Here is a 24469-nt window from a genome sequence, read left to right on the forward strand (position 1 = left end):
GTGATGGCTTCCGATGAGGGAGATCTGCCTCATAGGATCTTGAGCCCAGGCTCGGATGTCGGAGGGCGATGATGGAACTACCGCGGATACGCCTCGGCAGCGACGACGTGTGGGTGGAACTGGCTCGGACCGATGGCGACACCTGGCAGGTCACTGCCGATTGGTGCTCGTGGCTGACGGCTGACTTCACCGCGGATGTCAGCGCTGCGGAGGTCATGGACTTCGCGGCCCGCGTGCTCTCTCACCTGCGCGCGCCGTCGGGTGGACGCTTTTCGGTGGCGGTGACTCCGGGCCGGAGCAATCCGATGACGTTGAAGGCGGAGCCCGTCGGGGACGGTTTCGCCTTTTTCGTGCGTCTGACTCCCAACGGCGACGACGGCGTGTGTCATTTGCAGATGGAGATCGATCCGATCGCCACGTTGGAACTTCGTGAAGCATTCGATGCGCTGCACGCGGCGCTGGTTGTCTGACCCGCCGGAACATCTGGTCAGGCCGCCATCGTGAGCGGGCGTCCGCCCCATCGGATGCCCTTCTCGCTGCGGATGCGGGCGCGTTCCCTGCGTTCGGCGGCCAGGACGTCACGATGGCGGGCGTTGACGTTGCGCCAGCGCAGGTAGGCGTGCAGAGCCTTGGTCTGCACGATGTGGTTGGGGTGGTGGGAGTTGGCGATGGTGAACTGTCTCAGCGGTCCGAAGTGGGCCTCTATGGGGTTTGCCCACGAGGCGTAGGTCGGGGTGAAGCACAGCTCGACCTTGTTCTTCTTCGCCCAGCGGCGGATGTCGGCGCCCTTGTGGGCAGACAGGTTGTCCAGGATCACGTAGATCGGTGCGCCGTCGGGGCGGGCGGCACGGATCGACTTCAGCGCGGCCAGCGTGTTCGCGGCGCCCTTCTTGCACCGGTTGACGCCCCACAGGCGGTCGTCCCCAACCGAGTAGCAGCCATGGAAATAGCGCACCCCGTGGGTGCGGTGATATGTGGCGGGCAGTCGGCCGGGGCGCTTTCGTTCGGCCCAGCACGAGCCGGCGGTGGGCCGGATCCCGAGCGGGCCGAACTCGTCGAAGGCGAAAACCCGGTCGGAGAAGCGGTGAAGGACCTCTTCGATCCGGTCCAGCTTCGCCTCGCGGTCCGGGTCCGGCGACTCCTTCCATGTCTTGGTGCGCTGGAAGGTAACGCCGCGGCGGGCGAGCAGGCCACGTAACGCCTCGCGGCCGATGCGGATCACCCGGCCGTGAACTTTCCGCAGGTAGGCGACGAGCTTGCGCAGCGACCAGCGGGTGAAGGGCTGGCCGAGCTTGGTGGGGCGGGTGATGGCCGTCTGGATGACGAAGTCCTCGTCATCACGATCGAGCAGGCGGGGACGGCCTCCCGCCCACCGAGGGTCCAGGCAGGCCAGGCCGATCTCGTTGAACCGGTGGATCACATCGCGCACGGTGTCCTCGTCGGCCTGCACCAGCTTCGCGATCACCGGTGCCCGGTTCCCGCCGGCCGAGGCCAGCAGCATCATCGCCCGCCGGTACCGCACCGAACTGGTGCTGCCCCGGCGCACGATCTGCTGCAGCTTCTGCCCTTCCTGGTCAGTCAGTCTGCGCACCCGAACAGGCTCAGCCACCGCACCCCCAACGGTCGGATCGGACGTCACCGCACATCCAACCGCCACCACCAACAACCCGGCGAACCTTCCCGGTCAGGGCACTAGGGGCATCCCTCGGCACCATCACCGAACTCTTCTACCGCCGCATGTTCGAGGAACGGCCCGAACTGTTGCGCGACTTGTTCAACCGGGCGAACCAGGCGAACGGCGCCCAGCGTGAGGCGCTCGCCGGCGCCGTCGCCGCCTTCGCGACCGCGCTGGTGGACCACCCGGACGAGCGCCCGGACGCCGTCCTGGGCCGCATCGCGAACAAGCACGCCTCGCTCGGCATCACCTCCAACCAGTACACGCTGGTCGCCCGCCACCTTCTGGGAGCCGTCGCCCAGGTCCTCGGTGACGCCGTGACCCCTGAGGTGGCGGCCGCCTGGGACGAGGTCTACTGGCTCATGGCCAACGCTCTCATCGCCATGGAGGCGCGCCTGTACGCGCAGGCGCAGGTCAAGGACGGTGCCGTCTGGCAGACCATGGAGGTCAGCGACCGCCACGAGGAGACCCCCGACGCGGTCTCCCTCGTCCTGCGACGCGCCGACGGGGCACCGACCGGCCCCGTCGTCCCCGGCCAGTACGTCAGCGTGCGGGTCGAACTGCCCGACGGGGCACACCAGATACGGCAGTACAGCCTCTCCTCGGCCCCTGGCCTCAAGACCTGGCGCATCACCGTCAAGCGGGAGCACTCCCCCGGCGGCAGCGTTCCCGAGGGTGAGGTCTCCTCGTGGCTGCACGCCCACGCCCGCCCCGGCGACACGCTCCAGGTCTCCCTCCCCTTCGGCGACCTCCTGCTCGACCAGGGTGACGGCCCGTTGCTGCTCGCCTCGGCGGGCATCGGCATCACCCCCATGCTGGCGATGCTGGAGCACCTGGCCACTGTCTCGCCCGACCGACCCGTCACCGTCGTCCACGCGGACCGCTCCCCCGCCGATCACGCCCACCGGCTCGAACTCGTCGAACTGACCGAGCGGCTCCCGCACGCCTCACTACACGTGTGGTACGAGGACATCGACCACCCGGACGCCGTCGCGGTCCATGTGAACGAGGGCCTGACCGACATCGCCCGCCTTTCCCCCGCGCCCGACACCACGGCATTCCTGTGCGGCCCCCTGGCCTTCATGAAGGCCGTCCGCACGGACCTGCTCGACCACGGCCTGAGTCCCCGGTCGATCCACTACGAGGTGTTCGGCCCCGACCTGTGGCTCAGCAAACCGTGACCACCGACCTGCCGCCGGGCCCGAAACCCGCGGAGGCACTGCGCGCCGACGCCGAGCGCAACCGCCAGCGCATCCTGGCGGCGGCCCACCGCCTCTTCTCCCGCGAAGGGCTCGGTGTCTCGATGACAGCTGTCGCACACGAAGCCGACGTCGGCAACGCCACCCTGTTCCGTCGCTTCGCCACCAAGGAACTCCTCATCGAAGCCGTGTTCAAGGACCGCGTCGACGTCTACAACAACCTCGTGACCACCTGCTCGAAAAACCCGGACCCCTGGCAGGGCTTCACTGACTACGTCCAGTGCGTCTGCACCTTGCAAGCCTCGGATCCGGCCTTCCTCGAAGTCCTGACCCTCACATTCCCCGATGGCACCGTGGAGACCCGACGTGCCGAAGCGGAGCGTCATGTCCTCGACCTCATCTCCCAGGCCAAGGAGATCGGTCATCTGCGCCAGGACTTCAGCGAGCGCGACCTCACCATCCTGCTGATGGCCAACTCCGGTGTCCTGCGCGCGGCAGGCGCGACCTCCGATGCCTCGCGCCGGCTCACCGCACAACTGCTGCGCGCCTACGCCACCAGGGACGCGCCCCCCGTCGCCCTGCCCAAGGCACCACCGCGTGCGGAGCTCTACCACGCCATGATCCGTCTCCTACGGGGACACTCCACTTGACCCGTCCCGCCCATGCTGTGGCCCCGGGCCCCTGTCCGGGGCCACAGCATGGCGGCCGCCGCTCGTTCACCGCTGCGGGACCTCGACACGGCCGATACCGGCTCACTCCCCAGGCCAAAGCCCACGGATGCCGAGGCGGGGCGGGCGCGGACGCAACCACCCGCAGGCAATCGACGCGATCGCCTGGACGCTCCAGAGAGGCTCGCGATAGTGCGCCTCCCGGCGGAGTACGGCTCGTGGCACGGCCGGCCCGCCACCAGCGATGGCGGACCCGTCGTCGATCATCGAGCCTCTTCCAAGCTGGCGGCGTTGACCGCGAGTTGGACAAGCCTGCGCAATGACGAAGCTCCTGGTAGACGGGTTCTCGACCAAGATCACCCGTGTCTGCCAGGAGTTTCAATGACGATGTCAAGCTGCCTGTGCGAGCTGCGGCGCGGCGGCGGTGAAGACCCGGTGGTCGCGCAGGAGTGCCCACAGGACGCTCGCGCGTCGGCGGGCCAGGGCGATGACGGCCTGGACGTGCTTGCAGCCTTCGCCGCGCTTCTTGAGGTAGAAGTCCCGGTTCGGACCGTCTCGCATGATGCTGATCTGTGCGGACAGATAGAACACTCGGCGCAGGCGGCGGCTATAGCGTTTGGGGCGGTGCAGGTTGCCCGTGCGGCGCCCGGAATCCCGGGGCACGGGTACCAGTCCGGCAGCAGATGCGAGGTGGCCGGCGTCAGCGTAGGACGCCAGGTCCCCTGCTGCGACGACGAAATCCGCGCCCAGGATCGGGCCCATCCCCGGCAGGGACTCGATGATCTCTGCTTGCGGATGCGTGCGGAACGCCGCCTTGATCCGTTGATCGGTCCGCTTGATCCGGTCGTCCAGCGCCAGGACTTCGGTGGCCAAGTCCGCGACGATCTGGGCTGCGATGTCCTCGCCGGGCAGCACGGTGTGCTGGGCTGCGGCAGCCTCCAGCGCCGTGGCGGCCACCGCATCGGAACTGCGTACGCTGCGGTTGGCCAGCCATGCGGACAGGCGCGTCCGGCCGCGGCGGCGGATGGCCTGCGGGGTCTGATAGCCGGTCAGCAGAACCAGTGCACCCTTGTGGCTGGAGTAGTCGAAGGCCCGCTCCAGCGCGGGGAAGACGCCGGTGAGGACGTCGCGCAGCCGATTGATCATCCGCACCCGGTCGGCAACCATGTCGGTGCGGTGCGCGGTCAGCAACGCGAGATCAGCAGCGAGCTGTGCAGGTACGAGGATCGTGGTGAAGTCGCGGCGCTGGCGGGCTGTTTCAGCGATGACATAGGCGTCACGGGCGTCGGTCTTGGCCTCGCCCCGATAGGCCCCAGCCATGCGGTTGACAGTGCGACCGGGCACATAGACGGCCTGCTGACCGTGGGCTGCGAGCAGTGCCAGCAGAAGTGCCGAGGTGGTGCCGGAGATGTCCACCGCCCAGTGGATCTCGTCCGCGAGATCGAGGATTTCGCCGATCGCGGTCAGGATCGCCGACTCGTCGTTGTCGATCTTCTTGGACCATAGGGTTGCTCCGGTCTCATCCACCACCGATCCCCAGTGGTGGCCCTTGCCCGCGTCGATGCCGGCCCATAACCGGACCCGCCTGCTGATGTCCACGCTCGCTCCTCGTGCCGTGAGACTCGCCCGTCGGCCCGAGGAACACCCCGCCGTCAGCTCCGTAAACAGCGACAAGATCGCAGATTTCAATCAGCAGCCAGGGCGCCCCGAAGAACCGGGCGGCCACTCCTGGCGAGCCACTGAAGACAGCTTCGCGTAAGCCACACCCGGCCCTCCCGGGCCAGCCAACAACTTACGGAGCTCCGCGTGCTGTCTACCCGCCCTCGATCGACTTGTCCACCCGCGCTCTGCGGTTCCTGGCCGGACAACTGACAACCAGGCGCCGGGACATCGGGACCCGGTGGCGACGGCTTCCCGTGGCACGGCAGGCCCTGCTCGCCCTGGCCCACCTGCGGTGCGGCGACACTTACGCACGGCTCGCCGCCAGGTTCGGCATCGGGATCGCAACCGCCTACCGCTACATACGTGAAGCCATCGAGGTCCTGACCGCCCTCGCCCCGACCCTGACCGAGGCGATGAGGACCATCCGCACGAAGGCGTTCGTCATCCTCGACGGCACCCTGCTGCCCATAGATCCCATCGCCGCCGACACCCCTACTACTCTGGAAAACACAAACGCCACGGCATGAACGTCCAGGTCCTCACCGATCCGTTCGGACGGCTGCTCTGGGCCTCACCAGCCCTGCCCGGCTCGACCCACGACCTCACCGCCGCCCGACAGCACGGGATACTCGACGCCCTCGCCGCAGCGGGCCTCAAGGGCTGGGCGGACAGGGCGTATCAAGGCGCTGACAGACTCGTCCGCGTCCCGTTCCGTCGCCGCCGCCTCAAGCATTGGAAGCGTCGCCACAACACCACCCACGCCAAGATCCGCTGTGTCGGTGAGCAGGCCATGGCCATGCTCAAGGGCTGGCGGCTCCTGCGGAAACTCCGCTGCGGCACCAACCGCGTCACCAACATCGTGAAGGCCGTCCTCGTCCTTCACCACGCATCAGCGTGAGGTTGGAAAGAGCTCACTGGACGGGGCCACCGGCACCCTCAAGAGCCCTTGCCACCGCCGCGGTCGATCCCTTGCCCCGGACGATCACCCTGCGCGGCCGCGCACCCATCTCAGCAAGAGGTTGACGGACCGTCAGGAAAGTCAGCAAGCCGTCAGCATGCACCCTGGCTCACCTGACAACACTCGACCAAAGGTGCGACGCACCCAAACTTCCGGAACTGCACTCTGACCAGCTAAAACACCTGCTATGCGAGGCAGCGCGTACGCGGTGCCCTTGACACGGCGAAGAACATCATGAACGCGAAGACGCCGAGCGAGTGGCCGCGCGGGCCGAACCTGCGGGCGTACACGCCCGCGCCGACGACGGCGAGGAACGCCAGGTCGCGGGCGACCGGCACGCTGTGCAGCCCGGCCGCGAGCGCCAGGACCGGGAGGCCGACGACGGGCAGCAGCGCCGTCGTCACGGCCTGGCCGCGCACCGTCGGATCGGCCACCGTGAACAGGGCCAGCAGCGCGGCGAGGCCGCCGGTGATGGCCGCCACCAGTGAGTGCCCGCTCGCGCCGCACAGTGCGACGGCGAGCCCGATGCCGAGGACGGCTCGGCTCGCGAACCGCAGCCGCATCCGTCCCGGATCCGGTGCCACGAACGCCCTCTTCAGCAACTTGCCCCGCCCCTTACGTACTCGGTTCTTCGCGGACATGAGAAAGGCGCCGCGGAGATCCTCGGGGGATCCGCAGCGCCATCGACCCGCCCATCTCAGCACCTGACGGGCTGATGGTTCAACAGGGGCTGAAAGCCCTGAGCCAATGGTCCAGTGCGCGTCGGCGCGGCTCGGCCACGACCGGGCCAACGGACCATCCCGGGCCGGACCGAATCAGGAGGCCCGGGATCGGCGCGTCCGCGGCTCGGTCGCGATGGAGCGGTCGAAGCCCGCACAGAAGGCCGTGCCCTCGGCGGGGGCGACGGCGATCCACCCTCGCCCGAAACTCGCATGCAACATGCGGGAATCAGTCCCAAACTAGCGGTCCCCGGGCGCGTTCCTGGAGAAGAAGTGCAGATACAACGTGCAAGAGGGTTGACGCTGTTGCGGAATATGGACAACGATCCCGCATGCCGCAACTCAGTTTCACCGAGAGGACAGAGCAATGAGTACCGCCGCACCCCCCGAGCCCGCCGCGCGTCCCCGCGCGCGGCACGGCGGGCGTCTGTCCAACGGCGCCTTCGCGCTGCTGCTCACCGCGCCGGGCCTCGCCCTGTTCGCGGCGATCATCGTCTACCCGCTGGTGTCGGCGCTGTTCACCGGCTTCTTCAAGCAGGATCTCCGTCTTCCGGGACGGGAGTTCGTCGGCCTGGAGAACTTCACGTACTGGCTGGACGGCGACTTCCTCACGATCCTCAAGCAGACGCTGGTCTTCACCGTCGGCGCGACGATCGTCCCGTTCGTCATCGGCTTCGCGCTGGCGCTCGCGCTCAACACGGGCCTGAAGGGCAGCGGCTTCCTGCGCGGCCTCTTCCTGTTCCCGTGGGTGATCCCGGGTGTCGTGGTCTCGTTCCTCTGGATGTGGATCTTCAACGCCAACTACGGCGTGCTGAACGGGATCCTCATGGACACCGGGATCATCGACGAGTCCGTGACCTGGCTCGGGCAGCCCGGCACGGCGATGCTCGCCGTCATCATCACCAAGACCTGGGCCAGCTTCCCCTGGATGATGGTGATGCTCCTGGCCGGTCTCCAGACCGTGCCGAAGGAGCTGCACGAGGCCGCCTCGATGGACGGGGCCGGTGCGGTGCGCCGCTTCGTCGCCGTCACCTGGCCGCAGGTCCGCGGCGTCGCCTCGATCGTGCTGCTCCTCGAATTCATCTGGAACTTCCAGCACTTCGACACCATCTACGTGCTCACCGGCGGCGGCCCCGCGGGCGCCACGGAGACCTTCGCGACCGCCGTGTACCAGTCCGCCTTCAAGGGCTTCGACCTCGGCCGGGCGACGGCCCTGGGCGGCCTGTGGATGCTGCTGCTCCTCGTCCTCGTCGCCGTCTACCTCAGGATCACCGAGCGGAAGGGCGACGCCCGATGACCTCCACGACCACCTCCCCCCTGTCCGGCACGGAGCCGCTGAAGTCGGTGGCCACGCGCACCGGCGGCTCGACGCGACGCCGGATCCGCAAGGACCTGCTGCGCTCCCGCGTCGCCGCCTGGTCGGCGGTCCTGGTGATCGGCGCCTTCGGGATGGCGCCGGTGTACTGGCTGCTCGTCACGGCCCTGAGCCCCACGGACCAGGCCTTCCAGTTCCCGCCGAAGCTGATCCCCACCGAGATCACCTTCCACAACTTCTCCGCGCTCGCCGAGAACGACCAGCTCCTGAAGTACCTGGTCAACTCGATGATCGTCGCGACGATCACCGCGGTGCTCAGCGTGGTCGTCGCCACGTACATGGGCTACTCGTTCTCCAAGTTCCGCTACCGCGGCCGCCGTTCGCTGATGCACCTGGTGCTCGCGTCCCAGATGTTCCCGCAGGCGCTGCTTCTGGTGACGCTCTACACGGTGTTCTCCAGCTTCGGTCTGCTGAACACGTACACCGCACTGGTGCTCTCGTTCACGACGTTCACGATGCCGCTGTGCGTCTGGATGCTGAAGGGCATCTTCGACACCATCCCGGACGCCCTCCTGGAAGCAGCCTCCATCGACGGCGCCTCGCGCTGGCGGACGCTGCACTCGATCGTGGCGCCGCTCGCGGCCCCCGGCATGATCGCCGCCGGCCTCTTCGCCTTCGTACGCGGCTGGAACGACTTCATCTTCGCGCTGACGCTGGCCGACAAGGAGAAGCAGACGCTGCCGCCCGGCCTCGTGTCCACGTACATCGGTGAGTTCCAGACCGCCTGGCCCGAGCTGATGGCCGCGTCGCTCGTCGTGTCGATCCCCGTGGTCGTCGCCTTCATGTTCTTGCAGCGCTACCTCGTCGGCGGGATGACCGCCGGCTCGGTCAAGAGCTGACCCCCCACTCTCGTTCGCTCCGCCGCTCCTCTCTTTCCGTACTCGCACGCTTCTTTCCGTACTCGCACTGGAGACACCATGACCACCTCTGGCATCAGCCGGCGCAACGCTCTTCGGATGTTCGGCATCGGCGCGCTCGGCGTGGCCGGCGCCGGAGCGCTCGGCGCCTGCGCCCCGTCCGGCGGCAGCACCACCTCCGGCGGGGGCGACACGAAGTCCAAGAACTTCGACTTCTCCTCCTGGTCCCTGAACGAGGCGACCGCCAAGCCCGCCATCGAGAAGATCATCGCGGCCTGGGAGAAGGCCGAGAAGTCGAAGATCCGCACGGTCTCGTACCCCTACAACGAGTACCTGAGCCAGCTCACGCTCAAGCTCGGCGGCGGCGAGACCACCGGCGCGGTGCACCTCGACATGGCGTGGCTCGGCACGGTGGCGCAGATGGGCAAGCTCGCCGACCTCGGCTCCGTGGCCGGGAAGGGCGGCTACACCGATGTGGCGCTGAACAGCGGCAAGTTCGACGGCACCCAGTACGGCCTGCCGTGGAACACCGGCTCGATCGGCCTGATCGCCAACGCCAAGCTCCTCAAGAAGGCCGGGATCAAGGAACACCCCACGACCATCGAGGAGTTCGAGGCCACGCTGCGCGAGCTGAAGGGCCTGGGCGGCGGGATCGTCCCCTACGCCGCGGCCACCAAGGTCGCCCAGCTCAAGGACATCTTCCCGTGGATGCAGACCTTCGGCTGCACCCTCGTGGACGGCGACAAGGTGACCATAGGCGACGACGCCTCCATCGACGCGCTCACCTGGTACAAGAAGCTGCACGACGCGAAGCTGATCGCGGCGGACGTGGACCGCTTCGACGCGCGCGCCCTGTTCGGGCAGGGCAAGGCCGCGTTCTACGACGACGCGATCATCGGCAAGGGCGTGACCTCCGCGCAGTCCAAGGACAAGACGCTGGCCGAGGCGATGCAGCCGGTGCCGCGCCCGGTGCTGCGCGCCGGTGACTCGCCGCGCGCCCTGCTGTGGGGCGGCGTCATCGCCGTCGTGAAGGGCAAGGGGCAGGACGCGGCGACGGAGTTCGCGCTGCACACCACCTCGGACCGGGCCACCACGTCCCAGTACTTCGCGGACCTTGCCCTGCCGCCGTCCACCACGGCGGGCCTCGCCGATCCGAAGGTCGCGCAGGACACGTTCACCACGGAGTGGACCGAGAAGATCACCAAGACGGCGACCGGTAGCCCCTTCTGGCGGTTCGCGCAGAACGCGCAGATCGAGGAGGCGGTGGCCAAGCAGGTGCAGGCCGCGCTGGTCGGCAAGGCGTCGCCGAAGGACGCGATGAAGCAGGCCGGCAAGGAGGTCGCCGACCTTGTCAAGCGCTGATCCCTCGCCCGGCGGTGACCGCGGTGCCGGGACGAACCAGAGCGTGGAGCGGGCCATCTCCGTGCTGCGCTCGCTCGACTCCGGGCGCGCCGAACTGCGCGTCTCCGACATCGCCGACCTGACCGGGCTCGGCTCCTCCACGGCCTCCCGGCTGCTGTCCACGCTCGAACGCCTCGACCTCGTCGAACGCGATCCGGTCAGCAGCCTCTACCGCCTCAGCCTCGGCACCCTGCCGCTGGCCGCGACGGCCGTCAACCGCCATCCCGTCCACCGCGCCGCCCGCACCGTGCTGCAGGACCTCGCCGCACGCACCGGGCTCGGCGCCAACGTCGCGGTCCGCCGCGACGACGTCCTGATGTTCCTCTGCAACTTCGAGGGCTCCCGGGCCCCCAAGGCGCAGAGCCAGGCCGGACACACCGCGCCGCTGCACGCCACGGGCATCGGCAAGTGTCTGCTGGCCGCCCTCTCCCCCAAGGAGCGGCGCACGCTGCTCACCGAACCCCTGGAGGCACATACGGAGTTCACCACCGTCAGCCACGACCTGCTCGACGAGGAGATCGCCGCGGTCCGCCGGACGGGATACGCCGTCGAGGCCGAGGAGCGCGCGCTCGGCCGCGCCTCGCTCGCCGCTCCGGTCCGCGACGCCTTCGGCGACATCGTGGCGGCCGTCTCCCTGTGGGGGCCGATGTCCGTCCTCGGCTCCACCGTCGGCGACGAGGCGCGCGGCACGCTGGCCCGCGAGGTCGTGGAGGCCGCCGACGCGGTCAGTCAGGCGCTCGGCGCGGGCTGAGCCGAGGGGCGGGACGGGCCACCGCGCAAGTGGCCCGTACGGGTGGGGAGATGGACGCCGCACGAGGGCATCACGCACCATGGCTCACGTGCCACTTCCCCACCAGGATTCCCGCCCCGCCGCCCTGCCCGGCCACATGATCGTCTGCGGCGACGACGCGCTGGCCGAGCGGCTCGCGGCCGAACTGCGCGAGCTGTACCGCAGCCAGGTCACGATCGTCGTCCCCTCCGCGCCGTCGGCGTCCGCGCCGGAGCCGGGCGGCGTCGGGCGGATGCGGGCGGCGGCGCTGCTCGGCCGGGTGCAGGCCGCGATGAACCGGACCCCGCCCAGCGCGTCGGACTCGCTCGCCGGGCAGACCCCGCGCGTACTGGAAGCGCCGGTGCTCGACGAGGAGACGCTCACGCGGGCGGGCGTGGCGCGGGCCGACGCGCTGGCCTTGGTGCACGACGACGACGAGACCAACATCCGTGCCGCGCTCGCCGCCCGCCGGCTCAACCCCCGGCTGCGCCTGGTGATCCGGCTCTACGACCGCAGGCTCGGCCAGCATCTGGCCGACCTGCTCGACCAGGCCGCCGCGGTGGCCAGTCCGGGGCTCGACCTCGACGCCCTGGACACGTCCACCACCGTGCTGTCCGACGCGGACACGGCGGCGCCCGCGCTCGCCGCGACCGCCGTGGCAGGGACCAGCAAGGTCGTCCAGGCGGACGGGCTGCTGCTGCGCGCGGCGGAGCGTCCGCCGCCGGGCCGCGGGCAGATCACCGACCCGGGCCTGTGCACGCTCGCGCTGCTCTCCGCGACCACCAACGATCCCGCGGGCGCCGAGGGTTCGGACGCCTCGGGGCAGGACGCGCCGCTGCTGCTGCCGGACGACCGCACCGTCGCCGCGGCCACCGGGCGCGGCACCGTCGTCCTGGAGACGGTCACCCATGCGGCGCGGAGCCGTCCGCAGCGCGGTCTCGCGGGGCGCGGGCTGCCGCTCGGTTCACTGTTCTCGCGCCGCCTGCGGTGGACGGTCGCGGGTCTGGCCGCCGTGGTGCTCGGCCTTGCGCTCGCCACCTGGGCGACGACGGACTGGCACCCGCTGCGCGCCGGGTACGTCACGCTGCTCGATCTGTTCGCCATCGACGACCCGGCGATCGGCGAGCCCGCCTCCCGGCAGGTCCTCCAACTCCTCACCGGGCTGGCCGGGTTGCTGCTCCTTCCGGTGCTGCTCGCCGCGGCCCTGGAAGCCCTCGGCACGTTCCGCTCGGCGTCCGCGCTGCGCCGTCCGCCGCGCGGCCTGTCCGGGCACATCGTGCTCCTCGGCCTCGGCAAGGTCGGCACCCGCGTCCTGGCCCGGCTGCACGAACTGGGCATCCCCGTGGTGTGCGTGGAGGAGAACCCCGAGGCGCGCGGCATCCCGCTCGCCCGGCGGCTGCGCGTGCCGACCATCCTCGGCGACGTACGCGACGAGGGGGTCCTGGAGGCCGCCAAGGTCCGCCGCGCGCACGCCCTGCTCGCCCTCACCAGCCACGACACCACCAACCTCGAAGCCGCCCTGTACGCGCGCTCCGTGAAGCCCGACCTGCGGGTGTCGCTGCGCCTGTACGACGACGCGTTCGCCACCGCCGTCTACCGGACCCTGCGCGCCGCGCACCCGCTGGCCCTCACCCGCAGTCGCAGCGTCTCCTCGATGGCGGCGCCCGCGTTCGCCGGGGCGATGATGGGGCGGCAGATCCTGGGCGCGATCCCGGTCGAGCGCAAGGTGCTGCTGTTCGCCGCGCTGGACGTGGCGGGGCACCCGCAGTTGGAGGGGCGGACGGTCGCCGAGTCGTTCCGGCCCGGGGGCTGGCGGGTCCTGGCCATCGACTCGACGGCGCCCGGTGAGCGGCGTCCGGATCTGGCGGCCTCCCGGGAGGAGGACGCCCCGGCCGCGCCGCCCGCGCTCATCTGGCAGCTGCACCCCGGGTACGTCCTGCGCGCCACGGACCGGGTGGTCGTGGCCGCCACCCGGCAGGGCCTGGCCGAACTCCTGGGTCCGCAGGCGCGGGTGGACCGGGTCGCCAACTCCTAGGGCCTGTCTCCCAGATCCCTCCTGCCCCGCGACGCCTGGCACGCGCTCTCGCCGCACCGGGCCCAAGGCCAAGTACATCCAGTACGAGGCCCTGCACCCGGCACGCCGAGAGCACGCACCAGACGCCGCAGGGCCCGCCCTTCGGGCGGACGGAGGGATCTGGGAGACAGGCCCTAGTTCTATGTCCTGCCCGCCCTATCGGGCGCTGTCGAGCAGTACGGCCGCCGCCTCGCGGGCGTGGGCGGCGGCGGTCGGGTCCCCGGTGATGCCCGCGGTCACGATCGCCCCCTCCGCGAGGAGGAAGAGCGGCTCGGTGCGGGTGACCCCCGCGGCGCGCGCCCACCGGGCGAGCTGGTCGTGGAACTCCCTCTTGTGGGACCGCACTTCGGCCAGGACCGCCTCGGACGTGGAGCCGAGTTCGCCGTGGATGTTGATCCAGGCGCAGCCGCGGAAGCCGGGTTCGGCGAACCAGCGGGCGAGCCGGTCGAAGACGGCGAGGACGCGCTCGCGCGGGTCCTCGACCTGTTCCACGAACGCGGTGAGGTCGCCGCGCCAGCGGATGTCGCGGCGCGCGAGCATCGCGACCACGAGGTCGTCCTTCGCGGCGAAAAGACGGTAGATCCGCTTGAGCGGCAGTCCGGACGCGGCGCGGACCTCGTCCATGCCGACGCCGCGCACGCCCCGTTCACCCGGGAGACGGCCCTGCGGAAGGTGCAGGCGGCGGAGGACGCCTGGAACACCCGCGACCCGCGGCGCGTGGCCCTGGCCTACACGCCGGACTCGGTGTGGCGGAACCGGGACACGTTCGTGCGGGGCCGCGCGGAGATCGTGGACTTCCTGACGGCCAAGTGGGAGCGCGAGCGGGAGTACGCGCTGCGCAAGAGCCTGTGGTCGTTCGACGGGGACCGGATCGCCGTGCGGTTCCAGTACGAGTGGCACGACGCGCGGGGGCGGTGGTGGCGCAGTTACGGCAACGAGTTGTGGGAGTTCGACGCGCACGGCCTGATGCGGCGCCGCGAGGCGAGCATCAACGACGTCGCCATCGCCGCGTCCGAGCGGCGCATCCACGGCCCGCGGCCCGAGGAGGAGCACGGGGTCGCACTGCCGCTCCGGTAGGCGGATGACTGAACGGGAGTGTCCGGTTCCCGCCATGGCGGAGATCGGACAGCGGCGGGTGCTGTGCGGGCGCCGCGGCGCACGTTAAATCCTCTGCATGAGATCCATATCCAGACGCCGGCCCGGTCGGACCGCCGCCCTGACGCTGGTGCTCGCGGGCCTGACCATGGCCGTGCCGGGCCGGGCCGGCGCCGTGCCGGTCGCGGCGGAGACCCCGCCGCGGCCGGCACGGCGTACGACATCACCCTTGTCACCGGCGACCTCGTCCACTACACCGACCTGCCCGGCAGCCACGACATCGTGACGGTCGATCCCGCCGGTGACCACGGCGTGCAGGTGTCGACCCAGGGCGACGACACCTACGTCGTACCGGAGACGGCGACGTCCCTGCTGGCGGCGGGCAGGCTCGACCCCCGGCTGTTCGACGTCACCGCACTGGCGGCCATGGGCTACGACGACGCGCACACCGACACCGTCCCGCTGATCGCGACGGCGTCCGCCACGGGCCGCACCGCCCGGCCGCCCGCCGCGCCGAGCGGCGCCAAGGCGGTGCGCACCCTGAAGTCGATCGACGCGACCGCGCTGCGCACCGACAAGGCGAAGGCCCACGCGTTCTGGAAGGACATCGCCCCCGGGAGCGCGCCCCGCACCCTCGACGGTGGCGTCGGCAAGCTGTGGCTCGACGGCAAGGTGAAGGCGTCCCTCGCCGACGACACGGCGCAGATCAAGGCGACCGACGCCTGGCGGAAGGGCTTCGACGGCACGGGCGTCAAGGTCGCCGTGCTCGACACGGGCGCCGACCTCGACCACCCGGACCTCGTCGGGCAGGTCGACGCGTCCGCGTCCTTCGTGCCCGGACAGGGCGTCGACGACGGCAACGGCCACGGCACCCACACCGCTTCGACCGTCGCGGGCACCGGCGCCGCCTCCGACGGCAAGGAGAAGGGCGCCGCCCCCGGGGCCCGGCTGCTCATCGGCAAGGTCCTCGGCGACGCGGGCACCGGTGACGAGTCGTACTCCATCGCCGGTATGGAGTGGGCCGAGGCGCAGGGCGCGGACATCGTGTCCATGAGCCTCGGCTCCACCGAGGGGTCCGACGGCAGCGACCCGATGTCGCAGGCCGTCGACGCGCTGTCCGCCGACGGCGGGCCGCTGTACGTGATCGCCGCGGGCAACGCCTACGACCCCGGCACCATCGGCACCCCGGGCGCCGCCGAGGCCGCGCTGACCGTGGCCGCCGTCGACGGCGACGACGAGCGCGCCGAGTTCTCCAGCCAGGGCCCGCTGCCCGCGAGCCACGCCCTGAAGCCGGACATCTCCGCGCCCGGCGTCGACGTGACGGCCGCCGCCTCGCAGTCCGTGCCGGGCTGGACCGGCGGCCTCTACCGCACCATGAGCGGGACGTCGATGGCGACGCCGCTCGTCGCGGGCACCGCCGCGATCCTCAAGCAGCGCCACCCCGACTGGAGCGGCGAGCGCCTGAAGAACGCGCTGATGACCACATCGCACCGGACCGGCGAGACGCCGTACGAGGTGGGGACCGGCCGGGTCGACGTGGCCGCCGCCGTGGACTCCACCGTCGAGGCGACCGGGTCCGTCGCGGCAGCCGCCTACGACTGGCCCCACGCCGACGCGAAGGCGGCCACGCGCACGATCGACTACCGCAACGACGGCGACGCCGACGTCACCCTCGACCTCGCCACCGGCACGGACAGCGCCGCCTACCGCCTCTCCGCGTCCTCGGTGACGGTCCCGGCGCACGGCACCGCCGATGTGACCCTGACGCTCGACCCGTCGAAGGTGGAGGCGGGCACCACGTTCTCCGGGCAGGTCACGGCCACGGACGCCGCGTCGGGCGGGGTCGTCGCGCACACCGGCTTCGCGCTCTTCAAAGAAGCGGAGAGGTACGACCTCACCCTCAAGGTGAAGGACCGTGACGGGCACGCCGGTTCGTCGACGGTGGTCGTCCACGACGCCGCCACCGAGGACCCCCTGTACGTCACCGTCGAGGGCGAGAAGACGCTGCGCCTGCCGCCGGGCCGCTACACGGCGACGACGTACATGGACGTCCCGGGCGACACCTCCGACTCCCTCGGCCAGGCGTTCCTCGCCGCCCCCGAGGTCACCCTCGGCGCCGCGCACACCGACGCCACCGCCGTCCTGGACGCCTCCACGGCGCGCAAGGCGTACGTGGTGCCCGAGCGGGAGAGCGAGACCACCCAGATGGTCTTCGGTCTCCACCGTGACTACGCCGCTGCCGCCGACCACGACTGGTCGACCTCCTGGCAGTTGGCCACCAAGTACGACTCCGTCTACCTGTCACCGACCGAGAAGGTCGCCGACGGCTCGCTGAAGGCGTTCCTGCACTGGCGGCTGCGGCAGAAGGCGCTCGACGCCGAGACCGGCAGCGGCCGCGACGTCACGCTCGCGGCGCAGCCGAACACCGCCTTCCACGACGGCGTCTCCACCTTGCGGACGGTGTACGCCGGACCGGGCGCGGCGGCCGACTACACGGGGCTCGACGCGGACGGGAAGGCCGTCATCGTCGACCGGAACGACACGGTCACCGCGAACGAGCGGGCGCGGGCCGCGGCCGACGCGGGAGCGGCGCTGCTCATCGTCGTCAACGACACGCGGGGCCGCCTCAACCAGAGCTACTCGGGCGCCGACGGTCTGACCGTCGCCTCCGTGGCGCGGGAGACCGGCGCGCAGCTGATCCGCGAGGCCGCGTCGGGCACGGGGACGCTCCACGTCCGGCAGCGCCAGTACCCGGACTACACCTACGACTTGGTGCAGACGTTCGACGGCGTCATCCCTGACGCCTCGCTCGCCTACCGGCCCGCCAACAGCGATCTGGCGCGCGTCGACAACCACGTCCACGCGACGGACGGCACGCTGGGCTACGGCGGCCGGTACTTCGTCCCGTCCTGGGGTCCGGCCCTCGGCGTCGAGACGTACGAGCGCTGGTCGCGCACCACCACCGAGTACGTCACCGGCGGCACCGGCGCCATGGGGTCGTGGTTCGAGCAGCACACCGGACTCGGCGCCGCCGGCGGCTACTTCGAGCGTGGGCAGACGGCGTCGTACACGGCGGGCCGGCGGTACGACGGGTCGTGGTTCGCGCCGGTGCAGGCACCGCGCTTCAAGGACACCTACACGGCGTACGCGACGAGCAGCAACACCTTCTCCTGGAACGCCGCGATGTGGTCGGGCGGTGCCGACGACCACGTCGGCACCGGGGGCGGGACCAGGCAGACCGCGCTCTACCGGGGCGACACCCGGGTCGCGGGGTCCAACTCCCAGTCGGGCCGCGCGTACAACCTGACGGCCGGCTCGTACCGGCTGACGGCGACGGGGCAGCGCTCCACGTCGGCCTGGCCGACGTCCACGAAGACGTCCACCACGTGGGGCTTCGACTACCGGCCGCTGCCGTCGGGCACGGCGCGCGCCGACGTGCCGCTCCTGAACGTCTCGTACGACGTCGACACCGATCTGGAGGGCCGGGCCCGGGCGGGCGCGCGCCTGCGACTGGGGCTGCGCTCGGCCACGTACGACGAGGCGCGCGCCGCCACGTCGGCCACGCTCCAGGTGTCGTACGACGACGGCGCGACCTGGCGGGACGCGGACCTGGAGCGGACGGCCGAGGGGCGGTGGACGACGGTCCTCGACACCCCGCGCGACGCGGCGTCCGTGTCGCTGCGGGCGACGGCCCAGGCTCCGGGCGGCCTGTCGATCGCGCAGGACGTCGTCCGGGCGGTCGCCCTGCGCTGACCTGACAGACGTGTGACGGGCCGGGGGCCGGAGGGGACGGCCCGTCACACCCAGCCGTGGTGCCGGGCGTGCCACCCGAGTTGCATCCGGGTGGTCACCCCGGCCCGCGCCATGAGTGTCTGGAGGCGGCGCTGCACGGTGCGCACCGACAGGTCCAGCTGGCCGGCGACGGCGCTGTCGGTGAGCCCCGCGAGCAGCAGCCGCAGGATGTGCAGGTCCAGCACGTCGATGCCGGAGTCCGGGGCCCGGTAGGGGCGGGCGCGTTCCCACACCTGCGTGAACAGGTCGACGGCGAGCCGGGCGAGGCCGCCGCGCAGCACCATCGCCGGATCCACGGAGGCGCCCCGGCCGTTGAGGGGCAGCAGCGCCGCCTCGCCGTCGGCGACGATGAGTTTGCACGGCACCTCGGCGACGGCGCGGACCTCGACGCCGTCGGCCAGGGACTGGTGGAGGTGGGCCGCGGCCCCGGGTTCGGTGAGGAAGCCCTGGTCGACGACGGCGCGCACCCGGACGCTGCGGCTCATCGCGGTGACCTCCTCGCTGTCGTCGGGGGTGACGGCCTGCGGCTCGCCCGCGGAGAGGATGTCGAGGCTGTGCCGGGCGGACAGTTGGAGCTGGCGGTAGCACGTGCCGATCGCTTCGGTGCCCTCGACGATCTCGACGAGTTCGCGCTGGACGCGGTCGACGGCGGCCGTGCGGTAGACCTCGACGAGGCGGGCGACGGTCAGTTCGGCGCGGTGCAGGCGTTCGCGGTGCGCGGCGAGGTGGGCGCCGAGGGCGACGGCCGGGTGGGCGACGGTGTAGCGCTCGCCGTGGGCCGTGACGAGTCCGCGGTCGAGCAGGACGCGCAGCGCCGGGTCGGCTCGGCGCGGGGTCAGCCGGGACAGTGCGGCGATCTCGGCCCCGCTCGCCGCGGGGACGCCGACGAGCGCCCGGTAGACGGTGTCCTCGTCCGCCGTGAGCCCCAGATCCTCCAGACCCACCTCTGTCCGCTCCCTCATCCGCTCGGCGGCTGTGCCGTGCGCAGTGTCGCAGGTGGGGGCCGGGTGGGGGCGGTCGGGGCGGGTGCGACGGGAGGCGCGACACTGTACGCATGTCGTCCGATCGTTCCGATGCTGTTGATCGTGCGGCGGCCGGTGCCGCCGCTCCGCTGTTCTCCCCCGCCCGGCTGCGGGCCGACCTGGCCCGCGCCCAGGCGTCGTTGAGCGCGGCCCTCGCGGCGTGGGAACCGGCCGCCGTCCCGGGCGGCGACGGCTACGTCGAGTTCTGCGAGGGCCGGCAGGCCCAGGCCGCGCGGCTGTACGAGCTGGAGTACGGGGCCCGTTCCTCGCTGTGCGTCTTCCAGTCGGGGGCGAACACGGTGGCGCCGGTGCCGACGACGCTGCCCGAGCCCGCCGAGGAGGCGCCGGTGGTTCCCGGCCCCCGCAGGGACGGCAACCCCGACGCCACCTACCGTGTCGTCGTGGACCGGGACTTCCTCGCGGAGCCCGCCGCGCTGCACGCGCTCGACGAGCGGCTCGCCTCGGGGCATCAGGTGCGGGTCGTGGACCAGCCGCTCATCAAGCTGGTCGTCGCGGACGGGGAGGCGGCGATGGTGCAGGTGGAGCCGGGCCGGGCGATGCTCCTGCGGGCGCCGCTGGCGCTGCTGGCCACGGAGTTGTTCGAGGCGGTGTGGCGCCGGTCGCGCCCGTATCTGCGCGAGGACGGCGATCTGAGCCCCACGGACCGCCGCATCCTGCAACTGATGCTGTCCGGCCTGACCGACGCCGCCACCGCCCACCAGCTCGGCACGTCCTCCCGGACGGTGCAGCGGCGGGTCCGCGCGCTGATGGACGTCGCGGGGGTCTCCTCGCGGGTCCAGCTCGGGTGGTACGCGATGCGCAACAACTGGGTCTGACCGGCCGCCGGGAATCCGCACGATCCGAGAGGCCGGTGTCCGGGTCCCCGCCCTCCGGACACCGGCCTCGGTCACATCAGCCGCACGTAGTCCGCGAGGGACTTTCCGTGCACCTTCCGCACCGGCGCGGTCACTTGGTCCGTCATGGAGTTCTGCCGGAGGTAGTTCTCCACGACCCAGGCCAGGTCACGGGCGTCGACGGTGCCGTTGTGGTCGATGTCGGCGGCCCGGTCCGCGGTGCCGCGCGCGGCATGGACGAGGGCCGCGTCCCGTACGTCGATGACGTCGTCGCCGTTGACGTCTCCGGCGACCAGCGCGGCCTCGGAGTGGGCGACGGTGCCCGCGAGGCCGCCGTCGACGTGGGCCGCCAGGTCGATGTCCTCGCTCCAGGTGAAGTGGCCGGGGACCTTGACGGTGAAGCGGTACGGCTTCCCGGACGGTGCGAGGGAATCGGCCCCCATCCGGGCCGCCGTGTCGGCGGTCAGCGTGTGCCGGGTGCCGTCCGGAGCGGTGAGGCTCGCCTCGATGCCGTCGGCGCTGTAGTCGCGGGCCGTGTCGAAGGCCGAGCCCTTGGTCAGCAGGGCCTGCGCGGCGGGGCGCGCGCTGAAGGAGGAGGTGGCGTTCAACTTCCGTACGCCGCCGTAGAACTGGATGTTCAGGGGCACCTTCACCCCGGCGGTGTCGACGGCGGAGGTGGTGCCCGTGCCGAGACCCGCCGAGGCGGCCCAGACCCCCTCCTTCACCTTGTACGTGACGGTGACGAGCGGCATGGCGTCCGCCGTGAGTCCGTCGGTGTCACCGACGTCGAAGGAGAGCGTCGTCGACGAGGAGGACCCGGCCGACACGTCGGTGGAGCGGATCGCGGACGGGTCGTGGGCGGCGAGTTCGGCGGTGGGTTCGACGGCGACGACGTCCAGGTTGCGGTCGTCGTAGCGGATCTGCGACGAGAAGCTCTTCCAGTGCTTCAGGTCGTGCGCGGTCAGGGTGTACGTCACCGTGTCGCCCGCGCGGGCCTGCGCCGTGCTCGCGTCCCCGACGACGTACGCCTTGTCGTCCGCGATCAGGTTGATGGACCGCACGGCGCCGATGTTGCCCGCGGCGTCGGTGGGCCACAGCTTCACGTAGTTGGTGGGCGGCCCCTTGGGCAGGGCGATGGAGGTGCTCACCCTGCCCTGTGCGTCGGGCCGGGTGCTGCCGTTGGGGGCCAGGGGGCTGTAGAGGGAGTAGTAGAGGACGTTGTCGTCCTGGCCGATGTCGAGGCCCGCGGCGCGGATCGCGTCGGTCTCGGAGTCCTTGAGGGTGCCGGCGACGGCGAACGACGTGGCGTCGGCGGGGCGTTCGACGACCGTGGGGTGGGCGGGGTCGGCCGCCCCGTAGGCGTCCTCGTACGACGGGGTGTGCTCGTCGACGTAGATGTCGCGCAGTGCGGTGTCGGTGTGGCCGAAGCCGTCGGTGCCGACGATCCGCAGCTTGTAGTGGCCGTCCTCGACCCAGCGGCCGCGCGGGTCGAGAGGCATGTCGTCGCGCCCGGTGAACGGCAGGTACCAGCCGCCTACGGTGGCCGGGCCGTACAGGACGCCCTCGGTCAGGCCGACGGTGCCGACGCCGCCGATGTAGCCGAGGTCCTTGCCGTCGGCGTCGGCGAGGAACACGTCGACGCTGCGCAGTTGTCCGGCCATCCGCAGGTCGAAGGTGACCGCGCCGCCGCCGACGGAGCCTTCGTCGGAGGCCCGGCCCGTCGACATGACCGGCTTGGTCATGTCGATCTCGGCGAACCCGGACTTCCCGACGCGCAGTCCGAAGGGGACGCGCAGCACGTGAAGTGCCGTGCCCTTGGCGGGGGTCAGGGTGACGACACCCTCGTAGTAGGCGGCGGGAGCGTCGTCGGGGACGTGCAGGGCGGTGCGTACGGTGGCCTTCCCGTGGGCGCCGACGGTCACGGTGTCCCGGTCGGGCGTCAGGCGGATCCCGGCGGCCCGCGCGTCGCCGGAGGAGCCGGAGCCGCGCGTGAAAGCGACGTCGACCGAGTAACGGGCAGGCGCCGCGGCCTTGTTGGTCAGAAGCAGACGGCGCCGGAGATCCGTGGTCTCACCCACGGGCAGCAGCCCGAGGTCCAACGCGCCGGTCCGCTGGTCGAGTTCGCCGAACGTGCCGTCGTCCTCGGTGATCGGGGTGGTCGCCGGGACGGTGAGCGCGGTCGTGGTGTGCACGGCGTCGTAGGCGTCGACGGCACCGGCGCCCGCCTCGAACACGCTGACGTCGCCGGGGAGCGGGCGCGCGGTGTTCATGAGGGCCGTCTTGATGTCGTCCGGGGTGCGGTCCGGGTCGTCCTGGAGCATCAGGGCGGCGACGCCCGCGACGTACGGGGTGGCCATCGAGGTGCCGCTGAGCCGGGCGTAGGCGTACGTGTAGTCGTCGCTTCCGGGGGTGACGGTGTCGGCGGGCACGGAGGACAGGATGCTGACGCCGGGGGCGGTGATCTCGGGCTTGATGGCGCCGGTGCCGTAGACCGGGCCGCGCGAGCTGAAGTCGGCGAGGCCTTCGCCGCCGAGCCGGAAGGTGCCCGCTGTGGTGAAGGTGACGTGTCCGGTGAGGGCCGGTCCGTCGGCGGCGCTCACGGAGAAGGTGGGGACGTAGGCGGCGCTCTCGCCGAGGTAGTACGGGATGTGGCCCTCGTCGGCGTCGTCGTTGACGAGCAGCACGGCGGCCGCGCCCTTGGTCTTCGCGCGGCGCACCTTCTCGTCGAGGGGGACGGCTCCCCGTACGATCCTGACGGCCTTGCCGGTCACGTCCTTGCCGGTGTATCCGGCGGCGGTGCCGGTGGCGACGTCGACCACGTCGAGGCCGGCGCCGTCGGTGAGCTGGTCGAGGCCGTCGCCGTACGGCTGGGCGAGCAGCCGGCCCTCGACGCCGGAGCCGCCCGCGGTGAGCGTGTACGACGGCAGGGTCAGCGGCGCGTCGTGGGCGCCGACGGTGAGGGGCAGGGCGGCGGCGCCCGGCGTGCCCAGGGTCTTCGCGTCGGGGCCGCTGTTCCCGGCGGCGATGACGGTGGTGATCCCGGCGAGGACGAGGTTGTCGGCGGCGACGGCCTGCGGGGTGAGCGGGTCGTTCAGGGTCGCGCCGAGCGACATGTTGACGACGTCCATGCCGTCCTTCGCCGCGCGGTCCATCGCGGCGAGGATGTCGCTGGTGTACCCCATGCCGTACGGGCCGAGCGCCCGGTACGCGTAGACGGAGGCGCCCGGGGCGACGCCGTGCGCGGCGCGCTCCGTGCCGCTGTCGCCCCGTCCGGCGACGATGCCCGCGACGTGGGTGCCGTGCTCGGTGTAGTAGGGGGAGCCGTAGTTGGTCTCCGCCTTGCCGGACGCCTTCCAGTCGGCGTACGTGGTCTCCATCGGATCGTCGTCGTCGTCCACGAAGTCGTGGCCGCCGGCGTAGGCCGCCTTCAGGTCAGGGTGCCGGTAGTCGATGCCGGTGTCGATGATGCCGACCTTGACGCCCTTGCCGGTGAGGCCCTCGTCGTGCAGGCGGGCGAGACCTTGGGCGTCGGCATTCTCCTTTTCCGTGGCGGGAGTTGAGGGTGCCTCGGTCGTGGCGGTGGCCTTGACCTCGGTGTCGGGCCAGACCGCCGTCACGCCGTCCTGGTCGAGGAGGTCGGCGACGCGATTTCCGGGCAGCCGCACGTTCACCCCGTCGAAGCTGTGGGTGTAGGCGCGGCGCACCGTGGCGTCCTGCGCGCCCATCATGGCGTGGAGGCGTCCGCGGAACCGCTTCTGTGCCGTGCCCACGGCCGCTTCGGCGGCGTCCGCGCTCAGGCTGTGGCCGCGCGTGGCGGCGAGCAGTCGGGCCGTGCGGGCGGGCGGCGTGTCCAACTGCACGATGACGTCCACGGGTTGGGCGGACTTCAGCGCCTTCCGGTCCGTGACGTGCAGGCCCCCGAGGTTCAGGGAGGCCGTACGGTGCAGCGCCCGCAACTCCTGGTCGTCGAGCGAGGCGAGCACGTCGCGGGCGCTCGCCGCGGACGCGTTCGGGGCGGCCGGGGCGGCTGGTGCGGCTGTCGCTGAGGGCGCCGCCCCGGCGAGCAGGGCGAGGACGGTGACCGCGATCGCAAGGGTGGGGCGCCCGCGTCCGGGAACGTGCCGCATGATTCCTTCTCCGCTCTGCTGCTCCGCTGCCGACGAATCGAACGATCATGAGCTCGGGGGCTGTTGGGGTGGAAGGGATGAGGCTGGCGGGATTACGACGTGTCGGCAATACGACGCGGCGACGGGTCGGCGCGGGTGGTGCGCACGGCCACGCCGGTCCTCTTCGTCCGCACGACCCGGCGACAGGTCGGCGCGGGTCAGGGACGGGCGTCACGCCGGCCC

Annotated in this window: 16 protein-coding genes and 2 pseudogenes; 12 read left to right on the forward strand and 6 right to left on the reverse strand. The window is 71.4% G+C overall.

Features of this window, described 5'->3' with window-relative positions; translation table 11 throughout:
- Nucleotides 1–68: 68 nt before the first annotated feature.
- Nucleotides 69–470, forward strand: coding sequence for a hypothetical protein (locus tag V2W30_RS04305; protein ID WP_338692552.1), 402 nt, complete (start codon nt 69–71; stop codon nt 468–470).
- Between the two features lie 17 nt (nt 471–487).
- On the opposite strand, the gene V2W30_RS04310 is transcribed toward V2W30_RS04305, so the two are convergent.
- Nucleotides 488–1609, reverse strand: coding sequence for an IS630 family transposase (locus V2W30_RS04310; protein ID WP_338692551.1), 1122 nt, complete (start codon nt 1607–1609; stop codon nt 488–490).
- Nucleotides 1610–1737: 128 nt separating this feature from the next.
- On the opposite strand from V2W30_RS04310, the gene V2W30_RS04315 reads away from it, so the two are divergent.
- Together V2W30_RS04315 and V2W30_RS04320 are read left to right on the forward strand one after the other, a co-directional pair.
- Nucleotides 1738–2856 (forward strand): globin domain-containing protein, encoded by a 1119-nt coding sequence (locus V2W30_RS04315; RefSeq protein ID WP_338693788.1) that lies wholly within the window; start codon nt 1738–1740, stop codon nt 2854–2856.
- Nucleotides 2838–3524: a TetR/AcrR family transcriptional regulator gene (locus V2W30_RS04320; RefSeq protein ID WP_338693790.1), complete on the forward strand. Its 687-nt coding sequence runs from the start codon at nt 2838–2840 to the stop codon at nt 3522–3524. Before V2W30_RS04315 ends, V2W30_RS04320 begins: the two co-directional genes overlap by 19 nt.
- Nucleotides 3525–3932: 408 nt before the next feature.
- Here the strand turns inward: V2W30_RS04320 and V2W30_RS04325 are convergent, their stop codons facing one another.
- A complete protein-coding gene (locus V2W30_RS04325; protein WP_338703474.1) occupies nt 3933–5135 on the reverse strand; it encodes an IS110 family transposase in 1203 nt (400 codons plus the stop codon).
- 233 nt (nt 5136–5368) lie between these two features.
- Here V2W30_RS04325 and V2W30_RS04330 point away from each other — a divergent pair.
- Nucleotides 5369–6102 (forward strand): annotated as a pseudogene (locus V2W30_RS04330) (transposase family protein).
- A gap of 281 nt (nt 6103–6383) precedes the next feature.
- Here the strand turns inward: V2W30_RS04330 and V2W30_RS04335 are convergent.
- Nucleotides 6384–6764, reverse strand: a pseudogene (locus tag V2W30_RS04335) (FUSC family protein); the annotation flags it as partial.
- A 484-nt stretch (nt 6765–7248) separates the two neighbouring features.
- Here V2W30_RS04335 and V2W30_RS04340 point away from each other — a divergent pair.
- The 5 genes from V2W30_RS04340 to V2W30_RS04360 all read left to right on the forward strand — a co-directional run bounded on the left by V2W30_RS04340 (nt 7249) and on the right by V2W30_RS04360 (nt 13318).
- Entirely contained in the window at nt 7249–8178 is a 930-nt protein-coding gene (locus tag V2W30_RS04340) for a sugar ABC transporter permease (RefSeq protein ID WP_338693791.1), read from the forward strand.
- The gene (locus V2W30_RS04345) at nt 8175–9095 is read left to right on the forward strand and encodes a carbohydrate ABC transporter permease (protein WP_338693792.1); all 921 of its coding nucleotides are present in this window, start codon (nt 8175–8177) and stop codon (nt 9093–9095) included. The genes V2W30_RS04340 and V2W30_RS04345 overlap by 4 nt, the downstream gene beginning before the upstream one ends.
- Nucleotides 9096–9173: 78 nt before the next feature.
- The gene (locus V2W30_RS04350; protein ID WP_338693793.1) at nt 9174–10475 is read left to right on the forward strand and encodes an extracellular solute-binding protein; all 1302 of its coding nucleotides are present in this window, start codon (nt 9174–9176) and stop codon (nt 10473–10475) included.
- Entirely contained in the window at nt 10462–11265 is an 804-nt protein-coding gene (locus tag V2W30_RS04355; RefSeq protein WP_338693794.1) for an IclR family transcriptional regulator, read from the forward strand. The genes V2W30_RS04350 and V2W30_RS04355 overlap by 14 nt, the downstream gene beginning before the upstream one ends.
- 79 nt (nt 11266–11344) lie before the next feature.
- Nucleotides 11345–13318: an NAD-binding protein gene (locus V2W30_RS04360; protein WP_425244480.1), complete on the forward strand. Its 1974-nt coding sequence runs from the start codon at nt 11345–11347 to the stop codon at nt 13316–13318.
- Between the two features lie 195 nt (nt 13319–13513).
- On the opposite strand, the gene V2W30_RS04365 is transcribed toward V2W30_RS04360, so the two are convergent.
- Complete coding sequence (locus tag V2W30_RS04365; RefSeq protein ID WP_338703476.1) at nt 13514–14035, reverse strand: TetR/AcrR family transcriptional regulator; 522 nt, start codon at nt 14033–14035, stop codon at nt 13514–13516.
- Here V2W30_RS04365 and V2W30_RS04370 point away from each other — a divergent pair.
- The gene (locus V2W30_RS04370; RefSeq protein WP_338703477.1) at nt 14030–14434 is read left to right on the forward strand and encodes a nuclear transport factor 2 family protein; all 405 of its coding nucleotides are present in this window, start codon (nt 14030–14032) and stop codon (nt 14432–14434) included. The genes V2W30_RS04365 and V2W30_RS04370 overlap by 6 nt on opposite strands.
- Before the next feature lie 300 nt (nt 14435–14734).
- Nucleotides 14735–18205 (forward strand): S8 family serine peptidase, encoded by a 3471-nt coding sequence (locus V2W30_RS04375; protein ID WP_338693795.1) that lies wholly within the window; start codon nt 14735–14737, stop codon nt 18203–18205.
- A 44-nt stretch (nt 18206–18249) separates the two neighbouring features.
- On the opposite strand, the gene V2W30_RS04380 is transcribed toward V2W30_RS04375, so the two are convergent.
- On the reverse strand, nt 18250–19188 hold the full coding sequence (locus V2W30_RS04380; protein WP_338693796.1) for a helix-turn-helix domain-containing protein: 939 nt from the start codon (nt 19186–19188) through the stop codon (nt 18250–18252).
- 110 nt (nt 19189–19298) lie between these two features.
- Here V2W30_RS04380 and V2W30_RS04385 point away from each other — a divergent pair, with 110 nt between their 5' ends.
- Nucleotides 19299–20102: a helix-turn-helix transcriptional regulator gene (locus V2W30_RS04385; protein WP_338693797.1), complete on the forward strand. Its 804-nt coding sequence runs from the start codon at nt 19299–19301 to the stop codon at nt 20100–20102.
- 71 nt (nt 20103–20173) lie between these two features.
- Here the strand turns inward: V2W30_RS04385 and V2W30_RS04390 are convergent, their stop codons facing one another.
- The gene (locus V2W30_RS04390; RefSeq protein WP_338693798.1) at nt 20174–24247 is read right to left on the reverse strand and encodes a S8 family serine peptidase; all 4074 of its coding nucleotides are present in this window, start codon (nt 24245–24247) and stop codon (nt 20174–20176) included.
- Nucleotides 24248–24469: the final 222 nt, after the last annotated feature.

The sequence above is a fragment of the Streptomyces sp. Q6 genome (assembly GCF_036967205.1).
In the GTDB taxonomy this organism is placed as follows: Bacteria; Actinomycetota; Actinomycetes; order Streptomycetales; family Streptomycetaceae; genus Streptomyces; species Streptomyces citrinus.